Annotated in this window: 14 protein-coding genes; 7 read left to right on the top strand and 7 right to left on the bottom strand. The window is 67.9% G+C overall.

Annotated elements, in window-relative coordinates; translation table 11 throughout:
- Positions 1-46 precede the first annotated feature (46 nt).
- Genes ABIC90_RS15800 through ABIC90_RS15770 form a run of 7 tightly spaced genes read left to right on the top strand, consistent with a single transcriptional unit; the run spans position 47 to position 7,753 of the window.
- A complete protein-coding gene (locus tag ABIC90_RS15800; protein WP_354355485.1) occupies positions 47-544 on the top strand; it encodes a (2Fe-2S)-binding protein in 498 nt (165 codons plus the stop codon).
- Positions 545-557: 13 nt separating this feature from the next.
- The gene (locus tag ABIC90_RS15795; RefSeq protein ID WP_354355483.1) at positions 558-2,996 is read left to right on the top strand and encodes a xanthine dehydrogenase family protein molybdopterin-binding subunit; all 2,439 of its coding nucleotides are present in this window, start codon (positions 558-560) and stop codon (positions 2,994-2,996) included.
- Between the two features lie 21 nt (positions 2,997-3,017).
- Entirely contained in the window at positions 3,018-3,809 is a 792-nt protein-coding gene (locus ABIC90_RS15790; RefSeq protein WP_354355481.1) for an FAD binding domain-containing protein, read from the top strand.
- A gap of 58 nt (positions 3,810-3,867) precedes the next feature.
- On the top strand, positions 3,868-4,770 hold the full coding sequence (locus tag ABIC90_RS15785) for an AAA family ATPase (RefSeq protein ID WP_354355479.1): 903 nt from the start codon (positions 3,868-3,870) through the stop codon (positions 4,768-4,770).
- 19 nt (positions 4,771-4,789) lie between these two features.
- On the top strand, positions 4,790-6,010 hold the full coding sequence (locus ABIC90_RS15780) for a vWA domain-containing protein (RefSeq protein WP_354355477.1): 1,221 nt from the start codon (positions 4,790-4,792) through the stop codon (positions 6,008-6,010).
- A gap of 18 nt (positions 6,011-6,028) precedes the next feature.
- Positions 6,029-6,715 (top strand): CoxG family protein, encoded by a 687-nt coding sequence (locus tag ABIC90_RS15775; RefSeq protein WP_354355475.1) that lies wholly within the window; start codon positions 6,029-6,031, stop codon positions 6,713-6,715.
- Between the two features lie 15 nt (positions 6,716-6,730).
- Positions 6,731-7,753 carry an XdhC family protein gene (locus ABIC90_RS15770; protein WP_354355473.1) on the top strand — a complete coding sequence of 341 codons (1,023 nt, stop codon included), beginning with the start codon at positions 6,731-6,733 and terminating at the stop codon, positions 7,751-7,753.
- A 16-nt stretch (positions 7,754-7,769) separates the two neighbouring features.
- Here the strand turns inward: ABIC90_RS15770 and mnhG are convergent, their stop codons facing one another.
- The 7 genes from mnhG to crcB form a co-directional block, all read right to left on the bottom strand.
- Positions 7,770-8,126, bottom strand: a complete 357-nt coding sequence (gene mnhG, locus ABIC90_RS15765) for a monovalent cation/H(+) antiporter subunit G (RefSeq protein ID WP_354355471.1) — start codon at positions 8,124-8,126, stop codon at positions 7,770-7,772.
- A gap of 85 nt (positions 8,127-8,211) precedes the next feature.
- Entirely contained in the window at positions 8,212-8,490 is a 279-nt protein-coding gene (locus ABIC90_RS15760) for a K+/H+ antiporter subunit F (protein ID WP_354355469.1), read from the bottom strand.
- Positions 8,487-8,978: a Na+/H+ antiporter subunit E gene (locus ABIC90_RS15755; protein WP_354355467.1), complete on the bottom strand. Its 492-nt coding sequence runs from the start codon at positions 8,976-8,978 to the stop codon at positions 8,487-8,489. Before ABIC90_RS15755 ends, ABIC90_RS15760 begins: the two co-directional genes overlap by 4 nt.
- On the bottom strand, positions 8,975-10,693 hold the full coding sequence (locus ABIC90_RS15750; protein ID WP_354355465.1) for a monovalent cation/H+ antiporter subunit D: 1,719 nt from the start codon (positions 10,691-10,693) through the stop codon (positions 8,975-8,977). The genes ABIC90_RS15755 and ABIC90_RS15750 overlap by 4 nt, the downstream gene beginning before the upstream one ends.
- Positions 10,690-11,040, bottom strand: coding sequence for a Na+/H+ antiporter subunit C (locus ABIC90_RS15745; RefSeq protein ID WP_354355462.1), 351 nt, complete (start codon positions 11,038-11,040; stop codon positions 10,690-10,692). The genes ABIC90_RS15750 and ABIC90_RS15745 overlap by 4 nt, the downstream gene beginning before the upstream one ends.
- The gene (locus tag ABIC90_RS15740; RefSeq protein ID WP_354355460.1) at positions 11,040-13,982 is read right to left on the bottom strand and encodes a monovalent cation/H+ antiporter subunit A; all 2,943 of its coding nucleotides are present in this window, start codon (positions 13,980-13,982) and stop codon (positions 11,040-11,042) included. The genes ABIC90_RS15745 and ABIC90_RS15740 overlap by 1 nt, the downstream gene beginning before the upstream one ends.
- Before the next feature lie 77 nt (positions 13,983-14,059).
- Positions 14,060-14,437 carry a fluoride efflux transporter CrcB gene (crcB, locus tag ABIC90_RS15735; protein WP_354355458.1) on the bottom strand — a complete coding sequence of 126 codons (378 nt, stop codon included), beginning with the start codon at positions 14,435-14,437 and terminating at the stop codon, positions 14,060-14,062.
- Between the last annotated feature and the right edge of the window lie 59 nt (positions 14,438-14,496).

The raw sequence follows: 14,496 nt of genomic DNA, 5'->3' as shown, positions 1-14,496 counted from the left end.
AGATGCCTTTTGCCAACCAGCCATCACCTTTCACGGAGACAGCCACATGCAGGTCGCTTTCAAGGTCAACGGACGCCCGGTCACGGTCGACGCACCGCCAAACACCTTTCTTGTGCACGCGATCCGCGAGCACCTTCACCTCACAGGCACCCACGTCGGCTGCGACACGGCCCAATGCGGCGCGTGCACCGTGCATGTGAACGGTCGTGCGATCAAGTCCTGCAATGTGCTGGTCGCCCAGGCGGCCGGCGCCGACATCACCACCATCGAGGGCATTGCCGAAGCCGACGGCACCATGCACCCGATGCAGGCAGCCTTCAAGGAATGCCACGGCCTGCAGTGCGGCTTTTGCACTCCCGGCATGGTGATGAGCGCCATCGACCTGTGCACCCACCACCCCAAGTCCAGCGAATCGGAGATCCGCGAGCTGCTGGACGGCAACCTGTGCCGCTGCACGGGCTACCAGAACATCGTGAAGGCCGTGAAGATGGGCGGCGAGGCCATGGCCTCGGGCACGCCGGTCAAGACCACCGCCACGGCGTGAAGGGAGCAACATCATGGGTGCTTCCGACTTCTCGAACCTGCCCCACATCGGTGAAGCCCTGCGGCGCAAGGAAGACTATCGTTTCCTGACCGGCGCGGGCAACTACACCGACGACATCACCCTGGCCAACCAGAGCCATGCGGTCTTCGTGCGCTCGCCGCACGCCCACGCCGTCATCAAGTCGATCGACATCGCCGAGGCCATGAAAATGCCAGGCGTGGTCGGCATCTTCAGCGGCAAGGACATCGAGGGAAAGATGGGCGGCCTGCCTTGCGGCTGGCTCATCAACAACCCCGACGGCACGCCGATGAAGGAGCCGATGCACCCGATCCTGGCGATCAACAAGGTGCGCTATGTGGGCGACCATGTCGCGATGGTGGTGGCCGAGACGGTCGAGCAGGCCAAGAACGCCGCCGAAGCGGTGGTGGTCGACTACGAAGTGCTGCCCGCGCTGGTGAGCGTGGCCGACGCGGCAAAGAAGGCCAGCGGCGTCACGCTGCACGACGAGGCACCCGACAACCAGTGCTACAAGTGGGTGCTGGGCGACAAGGCGGCGGTGGACAACGTGTTCACCACGGCCGCGCACATCACCAAGCTCGACCTGGTCAACAACCGGCTGATTCCCAACCCGATCGAGCCGCGCGTGGCCATCGGCAGCTACAGCCGCGGCACCGACGACTACACGCTGTATGTGTCGAACCAGAACCCGCACGTCGAACGCCTGCTGATGACGGCCTTCGTGCTGGGCCTGCCCGAGCACAAGGTGCGCGTGATCGCACCCGACGTGGGCGGTGGCTTCGGCTCGAAGATCTTCCTGTACGCCGAAGACGTGTGCCTGACCTGGGCGGCCAAGCAGCTCAACCGCAACATCAAGTGGACGGCCGAGCGCTCGGAGTGCTTCCTGTCGGACGCGCATGGCCGCGACCACGTGAGCCACGCCGAGATGGCGATGGACAAGGATGGCAAGTTCCTCGCGATGCGCGTGCACACCGACGCCAACCTCGGTGCGTATCTTTCGACCTTTTCCACCGCGGTGCCGACCATCCTCTACGCGACGCTGCTCGCGGGCCAGTACACGACGCCGCAGATCTACGTCGAAGTCGATGCCTGGTTCACCAACACCTCGCCGGTGGATGCCTACCGCGGTGCGGGGCGGCCCGAGGCCACCTACCTGCTGGAGCGCCTGGTGTCGCGCTGCGCCTGGGAAATGAACCTGGGCCAGGACGAGATCCGCAAGCGCAACTTCATCACCACCTTCCCCTACCAGACGCCCGTGGCGCTGCAGTACGACACCGGCGACTTCCATGCCTGCATGGACAAGGCCCGCGTGCTCGCCGACGTCGAGGGCTATGCGCAGCGCAAGTCGGCGACCGAGGCCAAGGGCAAGCTGCGCGGCATCGGCTACTCGAGCTACATCGAAGCGTGCGGCATCGCGCCGTCGAACATCGCGGGTGCGCTCGGTGCGCGTGCCGGCCTGTTCGAATGCGGCGAGATCCGCGTGCACCCGACCGGCAGCGTGACGGTGTTCACCGGCTCGCACAGCCACGGCCAGGGCCATGAAACCACCTTCGCGCAGGTCGTTGCGGCGCGGCTGGGCATTCCGGTCGACAACGTCGACGTGGTGCACGGCGACACCGGCCGCGTGCCCTTCGGCATGGGCACCTACGGCTCGCGCTCCATCTCGGTGGGCGGCGCCGCCATCATGAAGGCGCTCGACAAGATCGAGACCAAGGCCAAGAAGATCGCCGCGCATCTGATGGAGGCGAGCGACGCCGACATCGAGTTCGCCAACGGCGAATTCACCGTCAAGGGCACCGACAAGAAGATCCCGTTCGGCCAGGTGGCGCTCACGGCCTACGTGCCGCACAACTACCCGCTCGACAAGCTGGAGCCGGGCCTGAACGAAACCGCCTTCTACGACCCGACCAACTTCACCTTTCCGGGCGGCACCTACATCTGCGAGGTCGAGATCGACAAGCAGACCGGCGAGGTCAAGGTCGACCGTTTCACTGCGGTGGACGACTTCGGCACCATCATCAATCCGATGATCGTGGAGGGCCAGGTGCACGGCGGGCTGGTGCAGGGCATCGGCCAGGCGCTGCTGGAAAACTGCGTCTACGACAACGAAACCGGCCAGCTGCTCACCGGCAGCTTCATGGACTACGCCATGCCGCGCGCCGGCGATTTTCCGCAGTTCAAGCTCGACACCGTGTGCACCCCCTGCACGCACAACCCGCTGGGCACCAAGGGCTGCGGCGAGGCGGGGGCCATCGGCTCGCCGCCGGCCGTGATCAATGCGGTGCTTGACGCGCTGGCGCCGCTGGGCGTCAAGGATTTCGACATGCCCGCTTCGTCCAGCCGCGTCTGGGAAGCCATGCAGAAGGGCAGCGCGCCGCAGGACGTGCAAGCGCCCTCGCTCGCCGCCAGCACCCAAGGCCGTCCCGCCCCATAAGAACACAGAAGGAACCACACCATGTACGCCTTCACACTCGAACGGCCCGCCACCGTGGCCGATGCGGCCAAACTCGTTGCAGCGGGCGCCAAGCCGCTCGCCGGCGGCCAGACGCTGCTCGCCTCCATGAAGCTCAGGCTCTCCGCGCCCGAGCAGCTGGTGGACCTGAGCGGCATCCAGGAACTCAGCGGCATCAAGAAGGATGGCGGCACGATCACCATCGGTGCCATGTCGCGCCACCTCGACGTGGCGAACAACGCCGACGTGAAAGCCGCCTTCCCCGCGCTGGCCGACCTGGCTTCGCGCATCGGCGACCGGCAGGTGCGCGCGATGGGCACCCTCGGCGGCTCGGTGGCCAACAACGATCCGGCGGCTTGCTATCCGAGCGCGGTGCTGGGTTCGGGCGCCACGGTCGTCACGTCGAAGCGCGAAATTGCGGCCGACGATTTCTTCCAGGGCCTGTTCACCACGGCGCTGGAAGAAGACGAACTGATCACCGCGATCCGCTTTCCCATCCCCAAGCGCGCCGTGTACGAAAAGCTGCGCCAGAAGGCTTCGCACTTTCCGCTGGTCGGCATCTTCCTTGCGCAGCACGACAGCGGCGTGCGCGTGGCGGTCACCGGCGCGGGCAACGGCGTGTTTCGCCATGCGGGGCTGGAAGACGCGCTCAACAAGAGCTTCACCGCGGCAGCCGCTGCGGCCGTCAAGATCGACGCGAGCGAGCTCAACAGCGACCTGCATGCCTCGGCCGCCTACCGCGCCAACCTGATCAGCGTGCTCACGCAACGGGCCGTCACCAAGGCGCTGGGCTGAAGCAGTCTCCCGCCCACTGGAAGGCGCGATACCCTCGCGCCTTCCCCTGCGCTTTGCCATGATCTTTCCGACCATCGATTCCCTCTCCGAAGGTCTGATGCAGGCCGGCTATTTCGCCGACCGCCGCCTGGCGACTGCCGTGTTCCTCGCGCTCAAGCTGCAGCGCCCTTTGCTGCTCGAAGGCGAACCGGGCGTCGGCAAGACCGAGCTGGCCAAGGCGCTGTCGAAGGCACTCGGCCGCGAGCTGCTGCGCCTGCAGTGCTACGACGGGCTGGAGCAGCGCGAAGCGCTCTACGAGTGGAACTACGCCGCGCAACTGCTGCACATGCGCGCGGCCGAGGCGACAGGCGCCGCGCGCGACGTGGAGGCCGAGGTCTACCAGCCGCACTACCTGATCCGCCGTCCGCTGTTGCAGGCTCTGCAGACGCCCGCGCCCGGCGCCGTGCTGCTGATCGACGAAGTGGACCGCGCCGACGAGCCCTTCGAGGCCTTCCTGCTCGAATACCTGGGCGAGTACCAGGTGAGCATTCCCGAGCTGGGCACCGTGAGCGCGGTGGTCCCGCCGGTGACCATCCTCACGAGCAACCGCACGCGCGAGCTCAACGATGCGGTCAAGCGCCGCTGCCTTTATCACTGGCTCGATTACCCCGAACGCGAGCGCGAACTGGCGATCGTGCGGGCGCAGGTGCCCGAGGCCGGCGAGAAGCTCTCGGCCCAGGTCGCCGCCTTTGTCGCGCGGCTGCGCGATGCGCCGTTCATCAACGCCTTCCAGCGCGCACCCGGCATCGCCGAAAGCGTGGAGTGGGCGAGGGCGCTGATCGCGCTGGACACGGTCGAGCTCGACCCCGAAGTGGTGGTCGACACCGCGGGCATCCTGTTCAAGCAGCGCGACGATGTGGCCGCGCTCACGCGCGAGCTGGCGTCGGAGCTGCTCCAGCCCGAGGAGCCGGCTGCGCGCTGATCCGCTGCGGCCCCATGGCATGACGACGACCGGCATCCCGCAACTGGGCGACGTCCGCAGCGGCAAGCTGGCCGGCAACATCACCGCCTTCGGCCGCGCGCTGCGCCGCGCCGGCGTGCGCACCGATGCGATGCGCATTGCGCTCGCTGCCGAAGCCGTCACGCTGGTGGGGGTGGAAGACAAGCTCGATCTGAGCGCCGCCATGGAAGCCGTGATGGTGAGCCGCGAGCAGGACCGCATGGTGTTCCGCGAACTCTTCGACGCCTGGTTTCGCGACCCCGAGCTCGCCAACAAGCTGCTCGCGCAGATGCTCCCGAGCGCTGAGGGCAAAGCCGAGCCTTCGAAGCGGCGGCCGCGCGTGCGCGAGGCGCTGACTGCACCGCGCGACCCCACCAAGCCTGCCGTGGCCGCCAAGCCCGACAAGGAAGTCGAGTTCGATGCCGCGATGACATCGAGCGACCGCCAGCGTTTGCAGCATGCGGACTTCAACGCCCTCGGTGCCTCCGAATACCGCTTGGTCGAACGGCTCGCGCGCGACGTGACGCTGCCCATTCCTTCCTTGCCCTCGCGCCGGCTGCGTGTGGCGGGCGATGCGGGCCGGCAGCATGCGCGCATGCACTGGCCCGGCGTGCTGCAGGAAGCCGCGCGCACCGGCGGCGAGATCCTGCGGCTGCCGCGGCTGGCCCGGCGGGAGCAGCCCTTGCCGCTGCTGGTGCTGGTCGATGTGTCGGGCTCGATGGAGCGCTATGCGCGCCTGCTGCTCGCGTTTCTGCATGCATCCACCCGCAGGGCCGGGCGGCGCGACGTGTTCGCCTTCGGCACCCGCCTCACTGACCTGACGCCGGCCTTCCGCCTGGCGGACACCGACGCGATGCTCGGCGCGGCCAGCATGGCGATCGACGATTTCGCGGGTGGCACGCGGCTGGGCAGTTCGCTGGCCGAACTGCGGCAGGCCCATGCGCGCCGCCTCACCGGCCGCCGCACGCTGGTGCTGGTGATCAGCGACGGCCTAGACACCGGCGAGCCCGCCGTGCTGGAGAACGAATTGCTCTGGCTCAAGCGCCATTCGCGCCGGCTGCTGTGGCTCAACCCGCTGCTGCGCTTCGAGGGCTACGCCCCTCTGGCGCGTGGGGCCACCGTGCTGCACCGCCATGCGGACGCGATGCTCGCGGTCCACAATCTCAGCGCCCTTGAACAACTCGCCACGAGCCTGGCCGCCCTCATGCGGTCGGGCCGATAGAACAAAAGGAAGACCACCATGGAAATGCTCGGAAACCGCCGCCTCGGCGTCACCCAACAACAGGCCTGGGAAGCGCTCAACGACCCCGAGACGCTCAAGAAGTGCATTCCCGGCTGCGACAAGTTCGAGCTGACCGGCGAGAACCAGTACAGCGTGGCGCTCGCTCTCAAGATCGGGCCGGTGTCGGCCAAGTTCAGCGGCAAGGTGCTGCTGTCGGACATCGTGGCGCCCGACGGCTACAAGCTCACCTTCGAAGGACAGGGCGGCGTGGCGGGCTTTGCCAAGGGGTCGTCGAGCGTGTCGCTCCGGCCGTTGGCTGCGGCTGAAGCTGCGCCTGTTGTCGCACCCGCCGAAGGTGCGGAGGCCGCAGCGGTCGTCGATGCCGCTCCCGTGGACGCCGCAACGGCCCCCGCCGGCTGCGAACTCGACTACACGGTGCAGGCGCAGGTCGGCGGCAAGATCGCGCAGTTGGGCCAGCGCCTGATCGACGGCGCGGCCAAGTCCACGGCCGACGATTTCTTCAAGCGCTTCGAAGCCGAAATGCAAAGCCGCTACGGGCCGCCGCCCGCCGTGGCCGCGGAGCCCGCCGACGCACCCGCGGAGAAGGCTGGCGTCATGTCCGGCTTCATGAAGAAGATCGGCCTCGGCAAGAAAGACGAAGACGCCGCCAAGGACGCCCCCGCCAACCCCGGCGCCCCCAGCTAGAAGCAAACACCGGTCATGGAAAACCTCGACGTCATGGTGCTGCGCACGCTGCGCGACTGGCGGCAGGCCGGCAAGCGCGCGCTGCTGACCACGGTGGTGCGCACCTGGGGCTCGTCTCCCCGGCCGGTGGGCTCGATCATGGCGTTGGCGGACGACGGCGCGGTGGTCGGTTCGGTCTCGGGCGGTTGCATCGAGGACGACCTGATCGCGCGCTACAGCCGCGCACACGGCAAGGCCGAAGACGTGCCCCTGGGTGCGCCGCCCGCGCTGGTGAAGTACGGCATCACGGCCGACGAGGCACACCGCTTCGGCCTGCCCTGCGGCGGCACGCTGGAACTGCTGCTCGAATACGACCCCGACGCCGCCTCGTTGGACACCTTGGTCGCCCAGCTCGAAAAAGGCAGGCTCATGCAGCGCACGGTGACGCTGGCCACGGGCGCCGTGAAGCAAGCCGAGGCCACCGCCCCCGACGAGATCAAGGTGGACGACACCGAACTCACCAACACCTTCGGCCCCGAGTACCGCATGCTGCTGATCGGCGCGGGCCAACTGGCCGAATACCTGGCGACGATGGCCAAGTTCAGTGGCTTCGCGGTCACGCTGTGCGATCCGCGCGCCGAGTACCGCACCGCCTGGTCGCTGCCGGGCGTTCACATCACCACCGAGATGCCCGACGACGCGGTGCTGGCGTTCAGGCCCGACCGCCGCAGCTGCGTGGTGGCGCTCACGCACGACCCCAAGCTGGACGACCTGGCGCTGCTCGAAGCGCTGCAGACCGAGGCCTTCTACGTGGGGGCCATCGGCTCGCGCCGCAATGCCGAGGCGCGGCGCGACCGCATGATCGAGCACTTCGACCAGACCGCCGAATCGCTCGCGCGGCTGCGCGGGCCGATCGGCATCTACATCGGCAGCAAGACGCCGCCCGAGATCGCGGTGAGCGTGATGGCGGAGATTCTTGCGGTGAAGAACGCGGTGACGCTGCCGCGTGAAATGGAAGTGGCGCGCGCCAAGGGATTGCAGCAGCTCGCAATGAGCTGATCGCACGCGGCGCTTTTTAGCCCGACTTGGCCTGTGGCGGCACATCGCCGCCCTTTTGCCGTTCGCGGAACAACGCCGCACGCATCAGGAAGATGGTGGTGATCGGCGCGGTGAGCCCGATGAACAGCACGATCAGGATCGCGTGCAGGAACAGGCTGAAGCCCTGCACCGAGAAGTAAACGATGGTGGCGATGGTCATGCACCACACGCCCACCGTCGCGCCCAGCGTGGGCGCATGGATGCGGTGGAAGAAGGTGGGCAGCCGCACCAGCCCGAAGGAGCCGATGGCCGCGAAGCCCGCGCCCAGCACGGCGAACACCGCAGTCACGATCTCGGCCCACAAAGGCAAGGGTCCGACGATGAAATCATTCATGGCTGTTGCCCCCACGCTCGGCACTTCGTGTCCGTGCTGCCCCCCGAGGGGGCGTTCGCTTGCTTGGGGCGGCCCGGCGCGGCGCTCATTCAATCACCTCCCCACGCAGCAAAAACTTGGCCATCGCCGTCGAACCCACGAAGCCGAACAGCGCGACCAGCAGCGCGGCCTCGAAGTACACGTTGCTCGCGTAGACGATGCCCAGCACCAGCATCATCAGCATGCCGTTGATGTAGAGGCAGTCGAGCGCCATCACGCGGTCTTGCGCCGACGGTCCGATCAGCAGGCGCGCGAGCGCGCACAGCATGGCCACCGCGAGCAGGAAGAGGGCGAACTTCAGCGCCCAGAAAAGAATCGGCGTCATGACTCGAAGATCTCCATCAGCGGGCGTTCGTAGCGTTGCTTGATCATGGCGATGAAGGCGGCCTCGTCGGGCAGGTCGAACAGGTGGATCAGCAGCGTGCTGCGGTCGAACGCCACTTCGCCCCAGGCGGTGCCGGGCGTGAGGCACATCACCATCGCGAGCACCGCCAGGCCGTTGGGGTCGCGCATTTCCAGCGGAATCTGCACGAAGGTGGAGGCCAGGCGCGAACTGCGGCGCGTGAGCAGCAGCCGCGCCACGTCGTACGCGGACTTCAGCATGTCGTAGGTGACCGCGAACAACAGCCGCAGCGCGACGCCGGGCCGGCGCATGCGCACGGTGGCGGGGCGCAGGCCCTTGGTGAGCAACGGCACGGCAATGGCCAGCACCAGGGCCGCCAGCAGCGTGGCCGCATCCAGCGACTGGTTGAGCAACAGCCAGACGACGAAGAGCGCGCACGACAGCGGCGGGGAAGGAATCCAGCGCTTCATGGGGCGTTTCCTTTCACCGGCGGCTTGGCCGGCGCGATCACCGGGTTGGGCACCTGCGTGGCGCCCATCACGGCGTTGCGGTAGGGCTCGGGGTTCTTCAGGCCGCTGGCGGTGGCCTTGGCGTGCTGCATCACAGGCTCGGCCCACACGGTGAGCGCCACGCAGGCCGCGAGCAGCGCCGCCACCGGCAGCACTTCGAGCGCAGGCAGCGAGGGTATGGTGGGATGGGGCTGCGTCCAGAAATGGCGGATGCCGGTGCGGCTCAATGCAATCAGCGAGAGAAAGCCCGAGGCGATCAGCAGCGCAAGAAAACTCCAGCCGGCGGCGGTGAGCCCGGTCGCGCCGAGCAGGCCCGAGAGCATCGCGAACTTGCCGACGAAGCCCGAGAACGGCGGCAGCCCCGCGAGCAGCAGCGTGCAGGCCATGAAGCTCAGGCCGAGGAAGGCGACGCCGGCGGGAATCGCGCGGCCGTAGAGCGCCTGCGCCTCGTCGTCGAGGTTCACGTCGGACATGGCGCTGAGGTCTTCGGACAGAAAGGGCGCGTTGCCCGCCGCCTCGTGCGGCGCGACGCTCATGCCCGCGTTGCGCCAGCGCTCGATCATGTCGACGAGCAGGAAAAAGGAGCTCACGGCGAGCGTGGAGCTCAGCATGTAGTAAAGCGCGCCCGCCCACACATCCGGCTGCCCGAGCCCGACCGCCGCGAGCAGCGTGCCGGCCGACACCAGCACGCTGAAGCCCGCCAGGTTCGACAGCCGCTGCGTGCCGACGATGCCGATGGCGCCGACGAACAGGGTTGCCAGGCCGATGCCGATCAGCGCCGCCTGCCCGAAGGCGGCCGAATCGCCGGTGTCGGGTGCGAAGAGCACCGTCCACAAACGCAGCACCGTGTAGATGCCCAGCTTGGTCAGCAGCGCGAACACCGCGCCCACCGGCGACACCGCCGCGCTGTACGCCGGCACCAGCCAGAAGTTGAGCGGCCATGCGCCCGCCTTGGCGAAGAAGGCCGTCGCAAGAATGGCGGCCGCCGCATGCACCAGGCCGCGGTCGCCCGGCGCGAGCTCGGCGATGCGCACGCCCAGGTCGGCCATGTTGAGCGTGCCGGTCACGCCGTAGAGGATGGCCGCGCCGACGAGGAACAGCGACGACGCCCCAAGGTTGATCGCGATGTAGTGCAGCCCCGCCTGCACCCGCAGGCGCCCCGAGCCGTGCAGCAGCAGGCCGTAGGAGGCCGCGAGCATCACCTCGAAGAAGACGAACAGGTTGAACAGGTCGCCGGTGAGGAAGGCGCCGTTCAGGCCCATGAGCTGCAGTTGCAGCAGCGGGTGGAAGTGAACGCCGGCGCGGTCCCAGCGCGAGGTCGAGTAGATGGAGGCGGCAAAGGCGACCACGCCGGTGAGCGCGACCATCATGGTCGAGAGCCGGTCGGCCACCAGCACGATGCCGAAGGGCGCGCGCCAGTTGCCGGGCAGGTACACGCCGATGGAGCCGGGGCCGTTGCCTGTGTCGGGCGCGTTCACCCAGCGCAGCAGCGCGAGCGCGGCGAGCAGGCCGACAAGGCCCGAGACCACGCTCAATGCCGACTTGGTGCGCCGGCGGTTTTCGCCCAGCAGCAGCATCAGCGCGGCGGTGAGCATCGGCACGAGGATCGGCACCGCCACGAGGTGCGGCATGCTGAATTCGAGAAGCTGGTCGAGCAGGTGGAAGACTTCTGTCATTCCGCCTCCTTGCGCTCTTCACCGTCCACATGGTCGGTGCCCGTCAGCCCGCGCGAGGCGAGCATGACCACGAGAAACAGCGCCGTCATCGCAAAGCCGATCACGATGGCCGTGAGCACCAGCGCCTGCGGCATCGGGTCGGCGGTGTTGGCCAGCGTGGATTCGATGCCCTTGACGAGCACCGGCTCGCTGTCGACCTTGAGCCGGCCCATGCTGAAGATGAAGAGATTGACCGCGTAGGAGATCAGGGTCAGGCCCATGATCACCTGGAAGGTACGCGGGCGCAGCAACAGGTAGACACCCGAGCCTGTGAGCACGCCGATGGCCAGGGCGAGCACGATTTCCATCAGTGCGCTCCTTCCACGGCTTTGGCTTGCGCCTGCGCTTCGCGTTCGGTTTGTTCGTCGGCCCAGCGGTGGCTGCGGATGGACTGGTGGGCCAGCGCGGTCAGGATCAGCATGGTGGCGCCGAGCACCAGCGCGAACACGCCGATGTCGAAGAAGAGCGCGCTGGGCACGTGGATTTCGCCCAGCACCGGCAGATGAAGGTGCGCGGTGTGCGTGGTGAGGAACGGGTAGCCGAACAGCAAGGCGCCGCCGCCCGTGGCCAGGGCCAGCAGCAGGCCGATGGCGATCCAGCGGCGCGGGTAGATGCGCAGATGCTCCTCGACCCATTCGGTGCCCGAGACGATGAACTGCAGCACCAGCGCCACCGACATCACCAGCCCCGCGACGAAGCCGCCGCCCGGCGCGTTGTGCCCGCGCATGAAGAAGTAGACCGACACCAGCGCCGCCAGCGGCAGCAACAGCCGCACCAGCACGGCCGGCACCATCAGGTAGCCGACGGCGGTGTCCTTGGCCAGGCGCGGGTTCAGCAGGTCGCTGCTGCCGTCGTCGACCTGCTGGCGCTGCTGCAGCGGCAGCGCCATCGACTCGATGGCCGGACGAAAGCGCCGCAGCAACGCATACACGGTGAGCGCCACCACGCCGAGCACGGTGATCTCGCCGAAGGTATCGAAGCCGCGGAAGTCGACCAGCATCACGTTGACCACGTTGGTGCCACCGCCCTCGAGGAGCGCGTGCTCGAGGAAGAAGGGCGAGATGCTCTGCGGAAAGTTGCGCGTCAGCATCGCCCAGGCCAGCGCCGCCATGCCGCAGCCGGCCAGCGTGGCGACCAGCAGGTCGCGCCCGCGCCGGCCCCAGGGGCGAAGCCGCGCGCGCGCGGGCTGCACCACGTCCTTGCTGCGCATCGGCAGCCAGCGCAGGCCCAGCAGGATCAGCACCGTGGTCACGGCCTCGACCACGAGCTGCGTGAGGGCAAGGTCGGGCGCGGAGAACCAGATGTAGGTCACGCAGGAGACCAGGCCGGCGCCCGAGGCCAGCATGAGCGCCGCGAGCCGGTGGAACTTGGCCTGCCAGGCGGCGGCCAGCGCACAGGTGCCGCCGATGAGCCACATCATGGCGAACATCGGCGAGAAAGGCAGCAGCTCGCGCGTGCCGGGCTCAGTGGGTGTGGCCCACATCGACGCGGCAGCGCCCGCCACGGCGACCGCCACGAGCAGAAGCAGTTGCGACTGCATGCGGCGCGTGCCGAACAGGCGCCGACTGCGGCGGCCGGTTTCGCTCAGCAGCGCGAGCAGGTGTTCGAAGATGACCTGGCCGTCGAAGCGGTGCAGCAGCGGCGTGTGCTCGAGGCCGCCACCCGCACGTCGGCGGCGCTGCAGCAGGTAGAGCGCGGCGCCGCCCGCCAGCGCGACGAAGCTCATCACCAGCGGCAGGTTGAAGCCGTGCCACACGGCCAGGCTGTATTCCGGCAGGGTGCCGCCGACCACCGGCGCGGCCGCCGCGGCGAGCAGCGGGCCGACGGACCAGGCTGGCATCACGCCCACCACCAGGCACACCAGCACCAGGAGCTCGACCGGCACGCGCATCCAGTGCGGCGGCTCGTGCGGATGCTTGGGCACCTCGTCGCCGCAGGGCGGGCCGAAGAACACGTCGAAAACGAAGCGCGCGGAGTACGCCACGCTGAAGATGCCGGCGATGGTGGCGATAACCGGCAGGCTGAAATCGACCCAGGGCGTGGACTGGATGAACACCGTCTCGGCGAAGAACATTTCCTTCGACAGAAAGCCGTTGAGCAGCGGCACGCCGGCCATCGAGGCGCTGGCGATGATGGCCAGCGTGCCGGTGATGGGCATCAGCCGCATCAGGCCGCTGAGCTTGCGGATGTCGCGCGTGCCGGTTTCGTGGTCGATGATGCCGGCGGCCATGAACAGCGAGGCCTTGAAGGTCGCGTGGTTCATGACGTGGAACACCGCCGCCACCGCTGCGAGCGGGCTGTTCAGGCCCAGCAGCAGCGTGATGAGGCCGAGGTGCGAGATGGTCGAGTAGGCCAGCAGCGCCTTCAGGTCGCGCTGGAACATTGCGATGAAACCGCCCAGCAGCAGCGTGATCGCGCCCGCGCCGCCCACCAGCCAGAACCATTGCTCGGTGCCCGAGAGCACGGGCCACAGGCGCGCCATGAGGAACACGCCCAGCTTCACCATGGTGGCCGAGTGCAGGTAGGCCGACACCGGCGTGGGCGCGGCCATGGCGCGCGGCAGCCAGAAGTGGAACGGGAATTGCGCGCTCTTGGTGAAGGCGCCCAGCAGCACCAGCACCAGCGCGACCGGGTAGAGCGCATGCGCGCGGATCAGGTCGCCCGAGGCCAGCACCACGTCGAGTTCGTAGCTGCCCACGATACGGCCCAGCACCAGCACGCCGGCCAGAAGGCACAGCCCGCCCGCACCGGTGACCGTGAGCGCCATGCGCGCGCCGCGCCGCGCATCGCGACGGTGGTGCCAGTAGCCGATCAGCAGGAAGGAGAAGAGGCTGGTGAGCTCCCAGAACAGCACCATCTGGATGAGGTTGCCCGAGAGCACCACGCCCATCATCGCGCCCATGAACGCGAGGAAGAACGAGAAGAAGCGCGGCACCGGGTCGGAGGCCGACATGTAGTAGCGCGCATAGAGCACCACCAGCGCGCCGATGCCCAGCACCAGCATGCAGAACAGCCAGGCGAAGCCGTCCATGCGGAACACGAGGTTCAGGCCGAGGGCCGGCAGCCATTCGATCTCTTGCCTGAGCACGTTGCCGTGCGCGATCTGCGGGAAGAACCAGGCGGTCTGGATGGCGCAGCCCAGTGCGACCAGGCCCGCGAGGGTCGACTCCCTGTTTCGCGCGTTGGACGGCATCAACGCGGCCAGCACGCTGGCAATGAAGGGGAGGGCGACGAGAAAGACCAGTGGCATTGTGGTCAATTCTATCGGCCGGTCCTATGCACGACCCTATCTATAACCGCAGGACATAGGGCAGTTTCTCGGTGCGATCAGGCCGCGAAGGCCTGCACCGTGCGGATCCCGAGCCATGTGAAAAAGAGCGACCCGCCCAGATGGGCCGCGGCCGTCAGCATCGCCACGCCGAGCCTGCCCTCGAGCAGCATGGTCGTGACCTCGGCGGAGAAGCTCGAGAAGGTGGTCAGCCCGCCGAGGAAGCCGGTCACCAGCGCAAGCCGCCACACCGGATCGAGGTTGGGCAACAGCTGGAAGGTGGCAATGGCGATGCCGATGAGATAGCCGCCGATCAGGTTGGCCGCCAGCGTGCCCCACGGCATGAGGCCGCCGACGCCGAACCAGAGGGCAAGACCCCAGCGGGCCAGGGCGCCGACCGAGGCGCCGACACAGATCGCGAGGATCGGAAGAAGCATGCGGCTATTGTCTGGCACTTGTCGCCATGGTTCACGGCCTTCAGAAGGCCATGATGTGT

Origin of the sequence: Variovorax boronicumulans (genome assembly GCF_040544675.1) — a bacterium.
GTDB lineage: Bacteria > Pseudomonadota > Gammaproteobacteria > Burkholderiales > Burkholderiaceae_C > Variovorax > Variovorax boronicumulans_D.
Note: the sequence above shows the minus strand (reverse complement) of the source record. Positions and strands in the feature narration are given on the sequence as shown.

Excerpts from the sequence above, each read along its gene's own strand:
- ABIC90_RS15800 (WP_354355485.1), top strand. The coding sequence starts at position 47 with ATGCAGGTCGCTTTCAAGGTCAACGGACGCCCGGTCACGGTCGACGCA.
- ABIC90_RS15795 (WP_354355483.1), top strand. The coding sequence starts at position 558 with ATGGGTGCTTCCGACTTCTCGAACCTGCCCCACATCGGTGAAGCCCTG.
- ABIC90_RS15790 (WP_354355481.1), top strand. The coding sequence starts at position 3,018 with ATGTACGCCTTCACACTCGAACGGCCCGCCACCGTGGCCGATGCGGCC.
- ABIC90_RS15785 (WP_354355479.1), top strand. The coding sequence starts at position 3,868 with ATGATCTTTCCGACCATCGATTCCCTCTCCGAAGGTCTGATGCAGGCC.
- ABIC90_RS15780 (WP_354355477.1), top strand. The coding sequence starts at position 4,790 with ATGACGACGACCGGCATCCCGCAACTGGGCGACGTCCGCAGCGGCAAG.
- ABIC90_RS15775 (WP_354355475.1), top strand. The coding sequence starts at position 6,029 with ATGGAAATGCTCGGAAACCGCCGCCTCGGCGTCACCCAACAACAGGCC.
- ABIC90_RS15770 (WP_354355473.1), top strand. The coding sequence starts at position 6,731 with ATGGAAAACCTCGACGTCATGGTGCTGCGCACGCTGCGCGACTGGCGG.
- mnhG (WP_354355471.1), bottom strand. The coding sequence starts at position 8,126 with ATGAATGATTTCATCGTCGGACCCTTGCCTTTGTGGGCCGAGATCGTG.
- ABIC90_RS15760 (WP_354355469.1), bottom strand. The coding sequence starts at position 8,490 with ATGACGCCGATTCTTTTCTGGGCGCTGAAGTTCGCCCTCTTCCTGCTC.
- ABIC90_RS15755 (WP_354355467.1), bottom strand. The coding sequence starts at position 8,978 with ATGAAGCGCTGGATTCCTTCCCCGCCGCTGTCGTGCGCGCTCTTCGTC.
- ABIC90_RS15750 (WP_354355465.1), bottom strand. The coding sequence starts at position 10,693 with ATGACAGAAGTCTTCCACCTGCTCGACCAGCTTCTCGAATTCAGCATG.
- ABIC90_RS15745 (WP_354355462.1), bottom strand. The coding sequence starts at position 11,040 with ATGGAAATCGTGCTCGCCCTGGCCATCGGCGTGCTCACAGGCTCGGGT.
- ABIC90_RS15740 (WP_354355460.1), bottom strand. The coding sequence starts at position 13,982 with ATGCCACTGGTCTTTCTCGTCGCCCTCCCCTTCATTGCCAGCGTGCTG.
- crcB (WP_354355458.1), bottom strand. The coding sequence starts at position 14,437 with ATGCTTCTTCCGATCCTCGCGATCTGTGTCGGCGCCTCGGTCGGCGCC.